Annotated in this window: 17 protein-coding genes; 11 read left to right on the top strand and 6 right to left on the bottom strand. The window is 46.4% G+C overall.

From position 1 onward, the window contains the following. Positions 1-534: an RNA polymerase sigma factor gene (locus LZG94_RS15610; RefSeq protein WP_233792779.1), complete on the bottom strand. Its 534-nt coding sequence runs from the start codon at positions 532-534 to the stop codon at positions 1-3. 63 nt (positions 535-597) lie between these two features. Next, positions 598-1386 carry a hypothetical protein gene (locus LZG94_RS15605; RefSeq protein WP_233792778.1) on the bottom strand — a complete coding sequence of 263 codons (789 nt, stop codon included), beginning with the start codon at positions 1384-1386 and terminating at the stop codon, positions 598-600. Positions 1387-1634: 248 nt separating this feature from the next. Between LZG94_RS15605 and LZG94_RS15600 the strand changes: the two genes are divergently transcribed. From LZG94_RS15600 to LZG94_RS15575, 6 genes are all read left to right on the top strand, one after another. Beyond that, positions 1635-3053, top strand: a complete 1419-nt coding sequence (locus LZG94_RS15600) for an MBOAT family protein (RefSeq protein ID WP_233792777.1) — start codon at positions 1635-1637, stop codon at positions 3051-3053. A 30-nt stretch (positions 3054-3083) separates the two neighbouring features. Continuing rightward, complete coding sequence (locus tag LZG94_RS15595; RefSeq protein WP_233792776.1) at positions 3084-3959, top strand: hypothetical protein; 876 nt, start codon at positions 3084-3086, stop codon at positions 3957-3959. A gap of 74 nt (positions 3960-4033) precedes the next feature. Further along, positions 4034-4450, top strand: coding sequence for a pyridoxamine 5'-phosphate oxidase family protein (locus LZG94_RS15590; protein WP_233792775.1), 417 nt, complete (start codon positions 4034-4036; stop codon positions 4448-4450). Between the two features lie 60 nt (positions 4451-4510). Continuing rightward, complete coding sequence (locus LZG94_RS15585; protein WP_233792774.1) at positions 4511-5683, top strand: alpha/beta hydrolase; 1173 nt, start codon at positions 4511-4513, stop codon at positions 5681-5683. Positions 5684-5777: 94 nt separating this feature from the next. Further along, the gene (locus tag LZG94_RS15580; protein WP_233792773.1) at positions 5778-6815 is read left to right on the top strand and encodes an SDR family oxidoreductase; all 1038 of its coding nucleotides are present in this window, start codon (positions 5778-5780) and stop codon (positions 6813-6815) included. A gap of 11 nt (positions 6816-6826) precedes the next feature. Further along, positions 6827-7054, top strand: a complete 228-nt coding sequence (locus LZG94_RS15575; protein ID WP_215234533.1) for a hypothetical protein — start codon at positions 6827-6829, stop codon at positions 7052-7054. On the opposite strand, the gene LZG94_RS15570 is transcribed toward LZG94_RS15575, so the two are convergent. The 4 genes from LZG94_RS15570 to LZG94_RS15555 all read right to left on the bottom strand — a co-directional run bounded on the left by LZG94_RS15570 (position 7055) and on the right by LZG94_RS15555 (position 10955). Next, positions 7055-8143, bottom strand: coding sequence for a fatty acid desaturase (locus tag LZG94_RS15570; protein WP_233792772.1), 1089 nt, complete (start codon positions 8141-8143; stop codon positions 7055-7057). Between the two features lie 143 nt (positions 8144-8286). Then, the gene (locus LZG94_RS15565; RefSeq protein ID WP_233792771.1) at positions 8287-9024 is read right to left on the bottom strand and encodes a DUF2490 domain-containing protein; all 738 of its coding nucleotides are present in this window, start codon (positions 9022-9024) and stop codon (positions 8287-8289) included. Between the two features lie 122 nt (positions 9025-9146). Beyond that, a complete protein-coding gene (locus LZG94_RS15560) occupies positions 9147-9992 on the bottom strand; it encodes a chromate resistance protein ChrB domain-containing protein (RefSeq protein ID WP_233792770.1) in 846 nt (281 codons plus the stop codon). A gap of 66 nt (positions 9993-10058) precedes the next feature. After that, positions 10059-10955, bottom strand: coding sequence for an AraC family transcriptional regulator (locus tag LZG94_RS15555; RefSeq protein ID WP_233792769.1), 897 nt, complete (start codon positions 10953-10955; stop codon positions 10059-10061). Between the two features lie 161 nt (positions 10956-11116). Between LZG94_RS15555 and LZG94_RS15550 the strand changes: the two genes are divergently transcribed. From LZG94_RS15550 to LZG94_RS15530, 5 genes are read left to right on the top strand one after another with little or no spacing between them, the layout of a single operon-like run. Continuing rightward, positions 11117-11497, top strand: coding sequence for a putative quinol monooxygenase (locus tag LZG94_RS15550; RefSeq protein ID WP_233792768.1), 381 nt, complete (start codon positions 11117-11119; stop codon positions 11495-11497). 9 nt (positions 11498-11506) lie between these two features. After that, the gene (locus tag LZG94_RS15545; protein ID WP_233792767.1) at positions 11507-12085 is read left to right on the top strand and encodes a DapH/DapD/GlmU-related protein; all 579 of its coding nucleotides are present in this window, start codon (positions 11507-11509) and stop codon (positions 12083-12085) included. A 33-nt stretch (positions 12086-12118) separates the two neighbouring features. Next, positions 12119-12757, top strand: coding sequence for a (2Fe-2S)-binding protein (locus LZG94_RS15540; protein ID WP_233792766.1), 639 nt, complete (start codon positions 12119-12121; stop codon positions 12755-12757). Then, on the top strand, positions 12754-13737 hold the full coding sequence (locus LZG94_RS15535; RefSeq protein ID WP_233792765.1) for a xanthine dehydrogenase family protein subunit M: 984 nt from the start codon (positions 12754-12756) through the stop codon (positions 13735-13737). Before LZG94_RS15540 ends, LZG94_RS15535 begins: the two co-directional genes overlap by 4 nt. 25 nt (positions 13738-13762) lie before the next feature. Then, a complete protein-coding gene (locus tag LZG94_RS15530; RefSeq protein WP_233792764.1) occupies positions 13763-16009 on the top strand; it encodes a xanthine dehydrogenase family protein molybdopterin-binding subunit in 2247 nt (748 codons plus the stop codon). The last annotated feature ends 23 nt before the right edge of the window (positions 16010-16032 follow it).

Genomic DNA, 16032 nt, shown 5'->3' with positions numbered 1-16032 from the left:
TTAAAGTGATTTTTCAAAAATAGTCCTGAGCCTCACCCGACTTTCGCTCAAATGCCATTTAACAGTACCTTCACTGATACGAAGTGCCTCCGCAATTTCTTTGACCGAAAATCCATCCAGGTAAAACAACCCGCAAATTCGTCTTGTCGCGACGGGGAGTTGCAATAAGTAAATATGAATATCACCGGCTGCCAGCTGCTCAAAAAGATTTTCGCCCGATTCGAAACCCATATAATCCGCGATTTCTTCATACTCGAAACGCTGCGTTTTGCGGTCTCTCAGCAGCGTCAATGCCGCATTTCTGACAGTTGTATACGTCCAGTTAAAAAATTCGCCTTTCGCAGGTTCGTATTGATCGATGTTTTGAAATACCCTTAACATCCCATTATTGATCGCGGTGAGAATGTCGTGTTTTTCCTCAAAGAAATTCCTGCAAAGCGCAAAAAGGACAGGATAAAACTGGCGGTACAATTTTTCCTGACTTTTGCGGTCCCTGCGACGGCAACCAGCCAATATTTCTGTTAGGTTCTCCAAGCTGAGGGGTTAGAGTGGGCTGGCAACATTACATCGCCAGCCTTGAATCTGTATGCAAATCGACTATATGGATTTGGTGGTGAATATCACGCCGCTTTCGTAGGGCCAGTCAAATTCATATTTGTTACCAGTTTTCACAAAGGAGCCATAGTATGTTTGATTGTTGAACACAATCTGAAATTTTCCTTTGATTTTTTCGGCGACCGGATTGACGAGATATAATGTGCCTTTGGGTTTATTTTCTCCTTTCTCACACATCAGGTCTGTCGCCACCCGCGCGAAATCAATGTCAAAATAAGGGTTTCCGAAATTATCCCTGCGCCTTGCCGCCGCAACCAGCTTATTATTCTCGCAATTGTAGGTCCCATCGGTAACTGCATTCAATACCAGTATATTAGCAGAATCCGGAGACACGCTTGGAGTTATCCGCATGATCTCATCTTTCCTGAAAACCTGTTCGCCGGAGGGAATGGTATTTACTTCATCAGTCACCCAGACATCAATAAAAGCCGTATCCAGGCTCATACTATCGATGGCGTAAACACGGTAATTTCCGGCTTTTTGAAAGTGTATAATACTTTTAACCCCAAAATTGATCACCGTCTGAGCCGGTATTACCCGCCACATCACAAATTCACTTTTGGGATCTGTCAATGTGAAATTGATCCCTTCTTTTTGCTTGATGCCGGTTGTTTTGTCTGCAATAATTCTACCCGTAATTGAATCTGCATCGACACCTGTCCGGGCATTGGACTGAGCGGGAAGTACTTCATCCATTTTATTTCTCTCGCAGGCAACCAGCTGGAAGAAAACCAACACAATGCATAATAAAATTAACTTTTCGGTCTTCATGACTTTCAGATTTAATGTTGAACAAGAAAGTGATCAGTGGCGCCCTGTCAATAAAATAAACTGCATAAGAGTACCCCAAGGTTGGGTAGAGGTTGGAAATTATTTTTTCCAGCTAATCAGCTCCACGAACCGTAAAATAATTGGTTTGCTGCGCCGGCTTTTTTGTCCGGCTTTTATAATATATTTAGAGCTACACTCTTCCTTGTCTGCAATGCAGAAATGCTGCATTGGAATTTTAAAAGCACACTATGCTATTCAACAGTTTTGAATTTGCCCTGCTCGTTATCGCCTCTCTGGCTGTATATTATCTTCCGATAGCCAGAAAAATTCAGGTTCATCTGCTGATCATCGCAAGCCTGGTGTTTTACGGATATTCAAATCCCAAGCTCCTTGCATTGTTTCTTTCCTCAGTTGTGATCAATGTGACGACGAGTTATCTGGTCGTATATGCAAGAGCGGATCGCCAGAAATTGTATGCTATCATTGGCGTCGTGGTCAATTTGTTGATACTGATCTTCTTTAAATACGGGTCTCTCGTTGGCGGACTTTTATTCGACGTTAATCACGGAGCAGGCGCTTTTCTGGCCAATATTCCGCTGCCGATCGGTATTTCATTTTTTACATTTGAAGGGATCAGTCTCGTTGTGGATGCTTACAAAGGCAGGGATATTCCTCAGTACAGAAGTCTGGTGGCGCGCTCCATCACAAAGCACGCGTTGAACACCACGTTTTTCGTCGCATTCTTCCCTCACCTGATCGCCGGGCCGATCCTGAAAGCGCACGATTTTATCCCGCAGATCAGCGAAAAGCTGTTGAGTCGCATTGATTGGGAATACTGTTACAGAAAGCTGGTAACGGGTTATTTTCTAAAAATGGTTATTGCGGACCAGATCAGTCAGCACACTTTCTGGATTAGATATCCTTTCTTCGAAGCGCATTCTTCGCTGGTATTGATCACACTACTATTCGGGTTCTCTATGCAAATTTTCGCGGATTTTGCCGGGTATTCGTTGATTGCACAGGGGATAGCAGGTTTATTTGGTTACAAACTGATGGAAAATTTCAATTTTCCATATATATCCACTTCCTTCTCTGAATTCTGGCGTCGCTGGCACATTTCACTTTCATCGTTCCTGAAGGAATATCTCTATATCCCGCTAGGCGGAAACCGGAAGGGGGAATTTCGAACCTACTTCAATTTGTTCATTACGATGGTGCTGGGCGGCTTGTGGCATGGTGCGGCGTGGAGTTATGCTGTTTGGGGTACTTTTCACGGACTCGCTCTGGTAGCAGAACGCTTGTTTATACAAGCAACGTTTAAAGATAGGAAAGCCGGGATCGTGAGAAAATTGATTGGGGGCTGTATCGTTTTCTTACTGGTAACATTAGCTTGGTTGCTATTCAAGCTGACGGATATTCAGCATGTATATAAATATCTGGTTGCTATCGTAAATAATCAAAGCAAGGACACTTCATTTAAGATCATCGTTTATATCCTCATTTACTCAATACCGGTAGTCGTATATCACGGGATCTATTTGATTAAATCACATTACAGTAAAGCACACAGATTTAGCTGGGCAGAGCCGCTTGCGTTGGCAATCATGCTTTTTATGATAGTCACAAATACAGGAATCGGCGGGGATTTCATCTACTTCCAGTTTTAATCAAAGCTATTCAAGCACACATTTTACATCATGATCAAATATTCCCTGCTCACTTTTTTGCTCTTGTTTATCGGGTATGAAATAATTGTCCGGTCAACCGATATTTACTGGACGATCGGCCAGAACCAGTGGCAGTCCAATATCATGCGGGCAAACACCCTGATCTACGACGGCGGCCGGTACGACAATATAATGGTAGGCTCTTCGATCTCCAGCAAGCTAAGTGCTAAGATTTCCAGAGACAGCCTTCCGGAAAGCTTCTACAATCTTTCCTTCGACGGCCAGTCGTCATTTGATGGCCTGCGCATTCTGGAAAATCTCAATTACAAGCCAAAGCGACTTTTCATAGAAATGAATATCATTTCAAGAGAAGAAGATAAAAGTTTTACCGGCGCATTGTTTTCGCCCGTTTTATTTCCTGCAAAGAAATATCTCAAATCCCTGCGTGAAAATTACCAGCCGGTGGAAGTGATTGCGAGAATGAAAAACCGTCGCAAAATGCACCCGGATAGTCTGGCAAAAGAGCCGGTAGCAAAATTTGTACGTGACGAATCAACTTTCCAGCATTTTCTCAAAGTGCGCGCGCAGGATAATAAACAATTACTGACGGCTGAAAAGGTCCGGACGCAAATTGGCAGGTTGAAGGAAATCGTCTCCCGTTTTCAGCAAAAAGGGGTACAGGTCATTTTTTTCGAAGTACCGGTTGATCCCCTTGTTTGTGACCTGCCACTTCCTGTGCAAATAAGGAGTGCGCTCGAAGAAAAATTTGAACCGATGGGTTGCAAATTTATCAGAATACCGGATTGCGGCGGGTATTACACTTCCGACGTTACGCACCTTGAGCGTGGCAGTGTGTACAGATATCTGCGCTATTTCAGAAATGAGCTGGACAGGCAGCACATCTGAAAAAGTATTGTCCGGGATGATTTATGCTGGCACTATTTTGATATCTGCTATTGGAAAATCAACAAACTGAGATCATGGCAGAAAAAACATTGAAGGACGTCGCGGAGATCATGAAGGATCTCGATATATGCATGCTTACTACCACCACTTCCAACGGAATGCTTGCCTCCCGGCCAATGAGTAATAACGGGCAGGTGGAATACGACGGGAATTCCCATTTTTTTACATGGGAAAATTCGAGAATGGTGAGTGACATAGAAATGGATAACGGCGTAAATCTCAGTTTCCAGGGCATAAAAGACATTTTCATTTCCATAACCGGAAAAGCAGAAGTAACCCGAAGCCGCGAAAAAATGGAAGAACATTGGGTGGAAGAACTCAACGCCTGGTTTGAAGACGGACTTGATACACCAGGTATTGCGATGATCACCGTCGAAGCGAAACAAATCAAGTATTGGCAGGGCGAAGAAGAAGGCGAGGTTAAGTTTTAAATAATTCAGTAAATAAGACGAAGCGGTGGTTTTTCTTTATATATGAAAAACCACCGCTTTATGTTTAGATCGATCCGTTTCCTGCCTGTGCTGCTAGTCGCATTAACCAGCGTGCGCGCCCAGAACTACGACGAATCCAAAGTCCCTTCTTACACATTGCCCGAAGTCCTCAGGACAGTTTCAGGTAAAGAGATCAAGAACAAAAATCAGTGGGAAAAGGCCAGAAGGCCCGAAATTCTCGCGCTTTTTGAAAACAATATATACGGACAAATGCCGCGTACAGTCGATAGTATCAGGCATTCTGTTGTAACGGAAGACGGGCAGGCGATGTCTGGAAATGCGACTTTAAAGGAGGTCGCTATTGATGTATTCAGGAATAAAAAGTCGGTCCGGATCAATTTGACGCTGTTTATCCCTAATAAAAAAAGCGGCCCCGTTCCGGTATTCCTTTTGATCAACAATCGCCCAAAAAGTAATACAGACCCTACCAGACAGAAGAAAAGTGAATTCTGGCCTGCCGAAATGGTGATTGACAGCGGTTACGCCGTTGCCGCATTCCACGTAAGCGACCTGGCTCCCGATGACAAGGATAATTATGTGAATGGCGTGCTTCAAATGTATCCGGAGCAACTTTCGGCCGATAATGGCATGAAAGCAATAGGCGCCTGGGCCTGGGGCGCGAGCCGGGTTATGGACTATTTTGAAAAAGACCGTGCTATTAATGCCAGAAAAGTAATCGTAGTCGGGCATTCGCGAGGTGGGAAAGCGTCACTTTGGGCGGCTTCGCAAGATCAGCGGTTTGCGGCTTGTGTCACTAATTGTTCAGGCAATACGGGGGCTGCGCTGGCCCGCAGGCAATTTGGCGAGCGGATTACCAAGATCAACACAACGTTCCCCCACTGGTTTAGCAACAATTACAAAAAATTCAACGATAAGGAAAATGAGCTTCCCGTCGACCAGCACATGCTCATCGCATTGATCGCGCCGCGGCCAGTGTACGCTACCAATGCTTCCAAAGACCTTTGGGCCGATCCGACGGGTACTTATCTGGCATTGAAGCATGCCGAGAAGGTGTATGGTTTGTATGGTAAAAAGTCTGGCTTGCCCGCAACTCCTCCGGGGATCAACCAGTCGCTTCCGAAAGCGCCGATGGGATATCATAACCGGGAAGGCGAACACGATATGACCAATTTTGACTGGGGCAATTTTATTGTTTTTGCAAAAAGCTTCTGACAGTATCAATAGTAGGCAAACTCCATCTTGCGGCTTTCGAGGCATCGCAGGCACAGAAATTTAGCTTGCTACTGCATCATTAACAGCTATGACCATGGATCAGGAAAAAAACCTATTATCAGACTCCGGAAAAGTCGGTTTATACGCGATCGCGGCACTGGGGTTGTTCACAGCCGCCAGGAAAATTTACCGGAATATCACCAGGTACGATTTCGACAATAAAGTGGTGATCATTACCGGCGGGGCGAGGGGTTTGGGATTGATACTCGCGCGCCAGCTGGCCGACAAGGGAGCTAATCTGGTGATCTGTTCCAGAGACTCGGAGCAGCTGGATCAGGCGGAGCAGGAGCTCACTGCAAGCGGAGCGAAGATACTGGCACTCGCAGCCGACGTAAGTGTGCCTCAGGATGCGCAACGGATCGTGGAAGCAACTATAGGAGCATTTGGTAAAATAGATGTATTGATCAATAATGCAGGTGTGATGGTGGTGGGGCCGCAGGACGCGATGGAAATCAATGATTACAAAGAGGCGATGGACGTGAACCTCTGGGGCGCGTTATATATGATCAAAGCCGCGCTGCCGCATTTGAAACAGGCTGAGGGAAGGATCGCCAATATTTGCTCCATAGGAGGGAAGATCTCCGTACCGCATTTGCTGCCTTATAGTGTGAGTAAATTTGCGATGGTGGGGCTCTCAGAGGGGCTGCACGCAGAACTGAAAAAAGATAATGTACTGGTTACCACAGTTATTCCTAACTTGATGCAAACAGGTAGTCCGAGAAATGTATCGGTAAAAGGCGACCATGAAGCGGAATATGCCTGGTTCAAAACGATGGCTTCGTCACCGTTGTTCTCGCAAAAAGCTGAAAAGTCTGCCGGTCAGATCATTGAAGCTATTGAACATGGGGAAAATGAAATCATCCTTACATTATCTGCAAAACTGGTAGTTGCGTTACAAGGCGCAAATCCCGGCCTGGTATCAGCACTTTCGGCCGCCGCAAATAACTTCATGCCTAAAATGACGCCCGACGGATTCACAACCAAAAGTGGTTATGAATCAGAATCTGAGGTTTCCCAATCAGACATTAATTACCGCACAGAAGTGGCTTCTGTTGCCAACAATGAGATTTAACTATCAATGATATGAGAAATGAAAAGTTGCCCGAGGACCAGTCACTGGTTCTTTTTACGGATATCAACGGGATCGCCAGAGAAGGTGTTTACAAAAAGGGATCAAAAGCTTTTGTAGAGGCGCTCGGCGATGAAGGTCCAGAGGATACCGGGAATATTTACCCGGAAGAAGATATTGTTTCCTGGGAATACCTTGAAAAAAAGGATAAGCCCAATTCTGATATCATGGTGATCCTCTAACTACCGTAATACTGCGTCGCCATTTGAAGAAAATTGCTTCGTGGAAACACTCGTAGTGGCTGGCTGGTAATGCTGTCTGTAAAACTGCTTTTTGAAATCTTTATAGGCAGTGACCGCACCGATACTTTTCATAAACCGGATATAGTACCAGGCCAGATCGATCTGGTGCGGCTTGAAGCCGCTTCTTGCGCTCCGTGGGTACAAATGGTGGTTATTATGCCACTCGCCGGCCACTATACCGGGCCAGATCTGGTTGATAGAATTATCTTTTTTGTAAAAATCAACCCCTTCAACCTGCACCTTTTCGCCCTTTCCGTGCCCTTCGTAGTTGAACGTGCGAACACCAACTGCCCAAAAACCGGCTGCCCCGAATATCGTGCAGGCCAATGCGTGTCCGCCTATCAGAAAGCACACGCCGTACCAGAATACCCAGTTGATCAGGGTAGAAACAATCGCGGTCCGCGGGTGAACGTAGGAGCCCCATTTCAGATATTGTGCATAAGTATTGCCTTTCACACCCGTGTGGCTCATCAACCGACGAACCTTGTTGTATTCGGCCTCGGTCAGGTCTTTCGAAATCGGCTGGTGATTCACGTCGGCCAGGAAGCAGTAAAGGAAACCCGCCTGAGCGTTATAAGGATCTCCCGGCTGATCGGACTTGGCGTGGTGGACGTGGTGAGAAATCGCATAAATCTCCTCCGGTACCATAGTAACTGTCAGGTTTTTGGTAAAAAAGCGCCAAAATGAGTTACGAAAAGTATAAGCAGCGTGGGTACAATACCTGTGATGCCAGATCGTCCCGTGCGTTCCCATGATGATCATGCTGTACACAAATGCAACTGCGAGTAATGGCCAGGAAAAATATTTGAATAGAAACAGCGCCAGGAAAGGGATCATGATCAGGACTTTCATCCAGCCCATAAAAGGCAGCCAGTTTTTTCGGTCGGCAAACACATTAAGACGGGTAAAAAATTCCCTAAGAATCTCTCCGCTGCTTGGCTTTATCAAGTTGCCATTATTGTCTTTCCATCCGTAGGAGGGTGTTTGAAGTACAATATCTAAAAATTGGGCACCTCCTGTTTTTGTCATTCTCCTGGGTAAATACTTGTGTGATAGTTGCTTTTAAATTTTCCGGAAGAGCTGATCAACCGTATAATAATTTGTAAAAGGTAGTGATTTTCGAGGTAATAGCAATTGAGATTTCAATGATTTCACGCATGTGATCGAAGAGCTCAAGGCGATTTCTTAGGCCGGATATCCAGGTTGTGAAAGACAAATACCCTTAACACATTATTGCTGTTGAAATGATTGCCGGAAGGAAGCTGCTGGAACTGGTTCATGTAACCGACCTGCATATTCAAGCTTTTGGTGAACTGGTAGCCAAGACCGACGAAAAGGCGGTTTTGATCAAATATATTGTAAGTAATCTGCTTGCCTGCATTTATATGGACTTCATCGTTGAATGCAAAGAACAGCGTATTAGGCTCGATGAAATCCCTGTTCAGCGGCACCATTAAGTTGAGCAAATACCGGAAACGGAAGTTGAAATTGTAGCCGTCTTGCAGCTTGTCGTTGGCAATTTTCCGGTTAAACCGTTCTTCTATCCGTATCCATTGCTGAGTTTGCAGTCTCTTTTGCCGGCTTGTCCAAAGTACATGTTGCCAAAGCCTGTTTTCCGGACGCACAGTATGCAAGCCAGGCGCGGGATAGCTTCTCGCGTAAGCGTAACCGGCTGTAAACCGGAGATGGTCATTGGCGTAATAGGTAATCCCCGGCCGGATGATCTGTGTAGACCAGCGTTCCAGGAAATCAGTTCTTCTCGCATGCAAATCCAGCCAGATACCCCATTTATCTGTGATCCTGGTCTGGTTGAAATAGCCCAGCCACACGCTGCTGTGTTTGTTGACCTGTTTCTGGCCAAGTGAAGGAATTGAGAAAAGGACAAGCAGGAGTAAAGTGAGTTTCTTCATAAAAGCAGGCTCTTAATAGGCGATAGACTGTTTTCTTCCGTCACGTTGTTTGCTATTGAAATGCAATTCTAGCGCGCGTAGCAACAAAATGATAGAACGAAAATGACGGATTTGTACAGGGATTACTTTTTGAGCAAATTTTTCCTGAATTCTGATGGATTTACGCCTGTATGCGCTTTGAATATCCGGTTGAAGTGGCTCTGATCTGAAAAACCGGTTAAATATGCAATTTCAGATAAGGTATGATCAGGGTTGGCGAGCAAATCTACCGCTTTTTCAATGCGCAACTTCCGGATATATTCACCAAAGGAAAGGTTACTGAAATACTTGGAAAACTCACGGGATACATAAGAAGGATGGATTTGCAAGCCTTCTGAGATTTCTTTCAGGCTCAGACTCAGGTTGGTGTCGATTTGATCCTGTATAATTTCTTTAAGCTCTTTGGCCCATTTCGGTGTTTTGAGGTTCTCAGTTTTCTGTTTGTCCAGATAAGTATTGAAAACATCGAGCAGCAGCTTTTCTGTGGGGCTTTGCGTGTGCTTTTGCTTTTGCAGATGTGCAGCCCAGCTGTAAAGCGCATCGTAAATCAGCATTCCTTTTTCAAGCAACTCCTGATCGTCGGTAATGTTATAGGCAAGGCCGGCCGAAATCGCCCAAAGTCCCGACGACTGCGCAGCAAGTGAATGGTTGTCCGTATCCGCGCCGCGTATGATCACCGCCATATCTTTTAATGCCGGATCTTCAATTTCATATCGTTCCAGAAAAAAATCGAATGTGCACCGGTCTTCGTAATGTGTGAATTCCGTGTCGGGGATGTCAAAAGGTGTGGCTTCGAGCTCCGCTGCCCTGACTTTAACCTGATCAAATGGGACGAAAAATATTTGAGCATCGGGATCAATGAACCTTTTGATCAGCCAGGGGCAGGCGATCCGGTCAATCTTTGGGAGTTCACGCGTAATCCAGTTCATTTTATCACTAATCCTGTAAGCAGTGTTTTAACCGATAATGTAAGGTTGCTTTGCAATGTAAAGTCATTAATTCAAACTTCGATATTCATTGGGAGTGACGCCGGTCTTTTGTTTAAATAACCGTGTAAAGTGTTGCTGGTATTTAAATCCCAACTCATACGCGATCTCGCCTAATGAGGTATTAGCCTCAAAAATTTTCACTTTCGCTTCGTCGATCAACCTGGATTGAATAAAGTCCAAAGCCGTGTTTCCCGTTTCTTTTTTAATGAGATCGCCAAAATAATTCGGGGATAAATGGAGACTTTCTGCACAGTAAGCTACGCTTGGCAGACCTAGTGTTTGTGCTTTTCCTGACCTGAAATAATCATTCAGCAGTTCCTCAAAACGTCCCAGAATATCTTTATTTACATTGACCCGGGTAATGAATTGCCGGTCGTAAAACCGCATGCAGTAATTGAGAAACAATTCAATATTAGAAACAATTAGCGTCTTGCTGTGTTTGTCAATGTTCTGGTCTATTTCAACTTTTATTTTCTCGAAAGAATCAATAATTGTCTCCCTTTCTTTTTTGGACAAATGAAGTGCTTCACTCACCTCATACGAAAAAAAAGTATACTCTTTGATCATTTTTCCCAGGTGTGTGCCCGCGATCAGGTCGGGGTGGAAAATGAGCGCGTATCCTGACGGTTTCGTGGCAATTCCTTTACTATCAATGCCATAAACCTGCCCGGGCGCTACAAAAACCAATGTACCGTCTTCATAATCGTAAGGCTGGCAACCATAGGTCATATCGCCGCATTTGATGTTTTTCAGGAACACGGCATATACGCCCATATAGCGCCTGAAATGCTGCACAGAGGGTATTTCATTAAAATTAATCACACTTACCAGCGGGTGCAGTGTGTCGGCTCCGATCCAATTATTGTACTGCTTTACCGAGTCTATCCTTTCTACTTTTTCCATATTCCTGAGAATTAGGTTCCAAATATAGTGATGCGATGACCGGTATATTCTTATGGCAGGTTGAATCCGTAAAAGTGGTTAATAAAACAGTGATCTGTATAAAAATGGAAACTGCCCTGGATCGACCTTTGCTATACAGTTCATGGACAAATCAGTTGATTATGAGAAATATACTTGGCCTGTTGCTTTTTAGCACAACAATAAGCCCCGCACAAACGATGATGGTACGGATCTCCGAAATCGAAATCCTGCCGGAATATCTCACCGAATATAATGCGATTCTGAAAGAGGAAGCAGCTGCTTCTGTCGAAAAAGAGAAAGGTGTGGTGGCCATTTTTCCAATGAGCATCAAGCAAGAGCCCACCCAGATCAGGATCGTGGAGATATATGCCGACAGCTCTGCGTATCGGGCGCATTTAAAGACCCCGCATTTCCAGCATTATAAAACAACCACCCTGAAAATGGTGAAAGCGTTGAAGCTCATAGATATGGATGCGCTTGACCCAAAAACCATGTCGGCAATATTTAAGAAACAGCAATAGGAGATGAAGATGAACTATCAACAAACAGAAGCAGACATTTTCGAACGGATGAGGGCTGGCGGGCCGATCAGGAAAGACGATCCTGAATACGGAAAGTTTAGCGAAATGGTTTCGCGAACTATCAGGCTTTGTGTTGAGATGAATGCGGAGGCGAAAAGTCCGGACGATGTGCGCAGTAGGCTGGGGGAGATAACAGGTACCGAGATAGACCGTTCTACCACGATATTCCCTCCGTTTTACACCAACTTCGGTCGGTCGATCCGCCTGGGTAAAAATGTGTTTATAAACCATGCCTGCTCATTTCTGGATATTGGCGGGATCACCATTGAAGATCATGTGCAGATCGGGCCGCGGGTGAACCTTACCTCTGAAACTCATCCGCTTGATCCCGCAGATCGGAAAACCCTGTTACTGGGCCCGATTATTGTTAAAAGAAATGCCTGGATCGGCGCAGGCGCTACGATCCTTCCAGGAGTTACGATTGGAGAGAATGCAGTGGTCGCCGCTGGCGCGGTAGTAAGCCGGGATGTACCTCCAAATACTGTTGTCGCAGGAATTCCGGCCAAAGTTGTGAAGCAAATTCAGTAAGCAGGAATTCCCTGTTGTTAAAAATATATCACCATGGACAAAAATAAATCTAACAAAAAGCCTGAAAAGGAAGATCATCAGGAGTCCAGGCGGGACTTTTTGAAAGCATCTTCTATTCTGACCGCCATTGCCGTCGCGCCTGCCACAGTTGCCAAAGCGGCGGAATATAATCTGGGAGAAAAAATCAGCGCGGCATTTGAAACCACTCCGGTGAACCTGACGATCAATGGGGTGAAAAAGCAGCTCCCCGTTGAGCCGCGCTCCACGCTTCTGGACGTATTGCGTGAGCAGCTCGATCTGACCGGCACTAAAAAAGGATGTGATTACGGTCAATGCGGCGCGTGCACCGTGCATGTAAATGGGCAGCGTGTGCTGTCGTGCCTGAGCCTTGCGGTGATGCAGGAAGGTAAAGAAGTCACTACTATTGAGGGGCTTGCAAAAGGCGACGAGCTGCATCCGATGCAAAAAGCTTTTATCAAACATGACGGTTTCCAGTGTGGTTACTGTACGCCGGGCCAGATTATGTCAGGAATCGCCTGTATTAATGAAGGACATGCAAACAGCAAAGAGGATATAAAGGAATTCATGAGCGGTAACATCTGCCGCTGCGGGGCATATCCCAACATTGTGAAGGCGATTCAGGAAGTTAAAAACGGGGGGCAAAAATCATGATACAGTTTCAATACGAACGCGCATCGACGGCGAAAGCCGCAGTAAATGCCCTGACCAATAATGCCAATGCAAAGATCATTGCGGGAGGTACGAACCTGGTCGATCTGATGAAGCGGAATGTAATGGCTCCAACTAAACTGGTAGACATCAATGCACTTCCGCTCAGGGAAATCCGGCAACAGGACGGCAAGATCAGCATTGGCGCAATGGCGCTTAACAGCCAGGTGGCCGATGATAAACTGATCATTGAAAAACATCCGCTGCTTTCGCAGGCGTTGAATGCAGGCGCTTCGGCGCAGATCAGAAATATGGCAAGTGTGGGAGGTAATATGATGCAGCGAACACGTTGCCACTATTTTTACGATACTGCATTGCCTTGTAACAAACGTGAGCCAGGTTCCGGCTGCGGCGCTATGGAAGGTATGAACCGGATGCACGCTGTTTTCGGAACGAGCGAAAAATGCATTGCCGTGCACCCGAGTGACATGTGCATTGCGCTGGTTGCATTGGATGCTACGGTGTTGGTAACGGGCCCGAAAGGAGACAGGCGCATTCCGTTTGAAGAATTGCACCGGCTACCGGGCAATCAGCCTGAAAAAGACAACAACCTGCAAAAAGATGAGCTGATAATTTCCGTTGAAATCCCGGATAATTCATTCAGTAAGAACAGTCATTATATGAAGATCCGAGACCGGGCTTCCTATGCATTTGCATTGGTATCGGTTGCGGCGGCTTTGAATATCGAGGGAAAGGTGATTAAGGAGGCGAGGCTGGCTATGGGCGGTGTGGCGCACAAGCCGTGGCGCTTGAAGGAAGCTGAAAAAGCACTGGTTGGAAAACCAGCTACTGAGGAGACTTTCCGGCAGGCAGCCGAGATAGCTATGCAAGGTGCGAAGGCTTACAAGCACAATGCATTTAAGTTAAAGCTAGGGCCGAATGTAATTGTAGAAGCGCTGAAAAATGCAGCTGGCCTGGTATAGTCCCTAACCTGAACGACAAGAAATCATGAACGAAGCATTTTTCGATAAAAAAGAATATAAGCCACTCGATCGGGTGGACGGACGGTTGAAAGTGACGGGAGCGGCCAAATACTCCGCTGAATATCCGTTGCCGAATATGGCTTTCGCCGTCCTGGTCGGCAGCCGGATCGCCAAAGGGACTATCAAAAGTATTGATTCCAAGGCAGCCGAGCGCGCGCCGGGCGTACTGGCGGTGATTTCTCATTTGAATGCGATTAAAGTGCCGGGTTACCAGCCGAAAGGCGAACACCCTTCCGAACCGTCTACAAATGGCCAGCCGCTACGGGTATTTTTCGACAATAAAATCGTCTCTAACGATCAGCCGATCGTGGCCGTGGTTGCCACCAGTCTTGAAAAGGCGCAGTATGGTGCCTCGCTGGTTAAAATCCAGTATATCAAAGAGCAGCATAAGACAGATTTGGAAGCAAATGCCGGTGATGCAAAGCTGGCCGCTGCCGCGAAAAAGAACCCGAAATCCCCGACGGCAGATTATGACCGTGGGCAGAAGGATGCATTTGAAAGCGCCCCGGTAAAGTTTGAAGCGGAATATGTACTGCCGACCGAAGTGCACAACCCGATGGAGTTGCAGTCGATCATTGCACATTGGGAAGCGGATAATAAGCTGACGGTTTATGACAAAGTTCAGGGTACCAAAATGACCCAGAAAAACTTTGCCAAAGAATGGGATATCCCGGAGGAGAATGTAAAGTGCATTGCGACTTTTGTGGGAGGCGCATTCGGGAACGGACTGCATAACTGGCCGCACGAGACAGCCGCAATTATCGCTGCCAAACAGGTTAAACGGCCTGTGAAGCTGGTTTTGACCCGCGAGCAGATGTTTACCATGGTAGGATACCGTCCGCGAACCTGGCAAAAAATACAGGTAGGGGCGACTAGGGACGGGAAACTGGTCGCTATTAACCACCAATCGATCGGACAGACTTCGAGCTATGAAGAATTTACCGAATCGACCCTGATGCAGACCAGGATGATGTACGCGTCGCCAAGTGTAAGTACGCGTTACCGCATTCTGCCGCTCAATGTGGCTACACCTATCTGGATGCGCGGGCCGGGGGAAGCGACCGGGGCTTTTGCACTGGAATCAGCCATGGACGAAGTGGCGCACGCCATTGGAATGGACCCGATCGATTTCAGGCTAGCTAATTACACTGAATCTGATCCGGACAAAAATATGCCGTGGTCGACCAAATACATGCGGGAATGTTATGAAGAAGGTAAAAAACGCATTGGCTGGAAAAACCGCAAGCTGAAACCCGGTGAAGTGCGTGACGGAGAATGGCTTGTAGGTTATGGAATGGGAACCGGCACGTTCGGCGCAAACCGGGGCCCGGCCACGGTACATGCAGAGCTTGACAAGGAAGGTAACCTAGTGATGCATTGTGCGATCACCGATATTGGCCCGGGAACTGGAACAGCGATGGTGCAGATCGCGTCAAACACAACCGGAATCTCTACTGACAAAATAACCTTTCACCTAGGTAGCTCCGAGTTTCCGAATGCCGGCTTGCAGGGAGGTTCGTCAACCGTGAATAGCGTGGGGCCTGCGGTATTGGCGGCTTGCAATGCATTGAAAGAGCAGCTAATTACTATGGCTGCAGCGAAGGGGAATTCCGCTTTTACTTCCGCGAAGCCCGATGATTTAATGTTTAATAAAAGTGAATTACAGCTTGGCGGGAAGTCTGCGAAAACAACACTTGCCGATTTATTCAAACAAAATAACCTTGAAAAGATAGAAACCACCAACGAATCCAAACCCGACGAAAACCGGAATAAATATTCGATGAACGCTTTTTCCATGCACTTTGCGATGGTTCATGTGCATCCTTTCACCGGTCAGGTCCGGGTCAAAAAAATCGTTTGCTGCGCGGATGCAGGAACGATCGTCAGCCCGAAAACGGCGGAAAGCCAGATGATAGGCGGAGCAACGGGCGGAATCGGTATGGCTTTGACCGAAGATGCGGTGATGGACCATCGATTCGGTCGGTATGTGACGAAGGATTTGGGCGATTATCACGTCCCGGTTCACGCAGATGTTCCCGATATTGATGTCTACTTTGTAAACAAACCCGATCTGCTGGCTGATCCGGTGGGTAGTAAAGGGCTTGGTGAGATCGCCATCATCGGGGTAGCTCCCGCGATTGCAAACGCAGTATTTAATGCCACCGGGAAACGGGTGCGTGAACTGCCGATCACACCGGATAAGCTTATTTAATTTCCATCATATAATGACGAATC

Source organism: Dyadobacter sp. CY343, assembly GCF_021390335.1.
In the GTDB taxonomy this organism is placed as follows: Bacteria; Bacteroidota; Bacteroidia; order Cytophagales; family Spirosomataceae; genus Dyadobacter.
The sequence above is the reverse complement of the archived record's forward strand: the minus strand, read 5'-3'. Positions and strand labels throughout refer to the sequence as shown.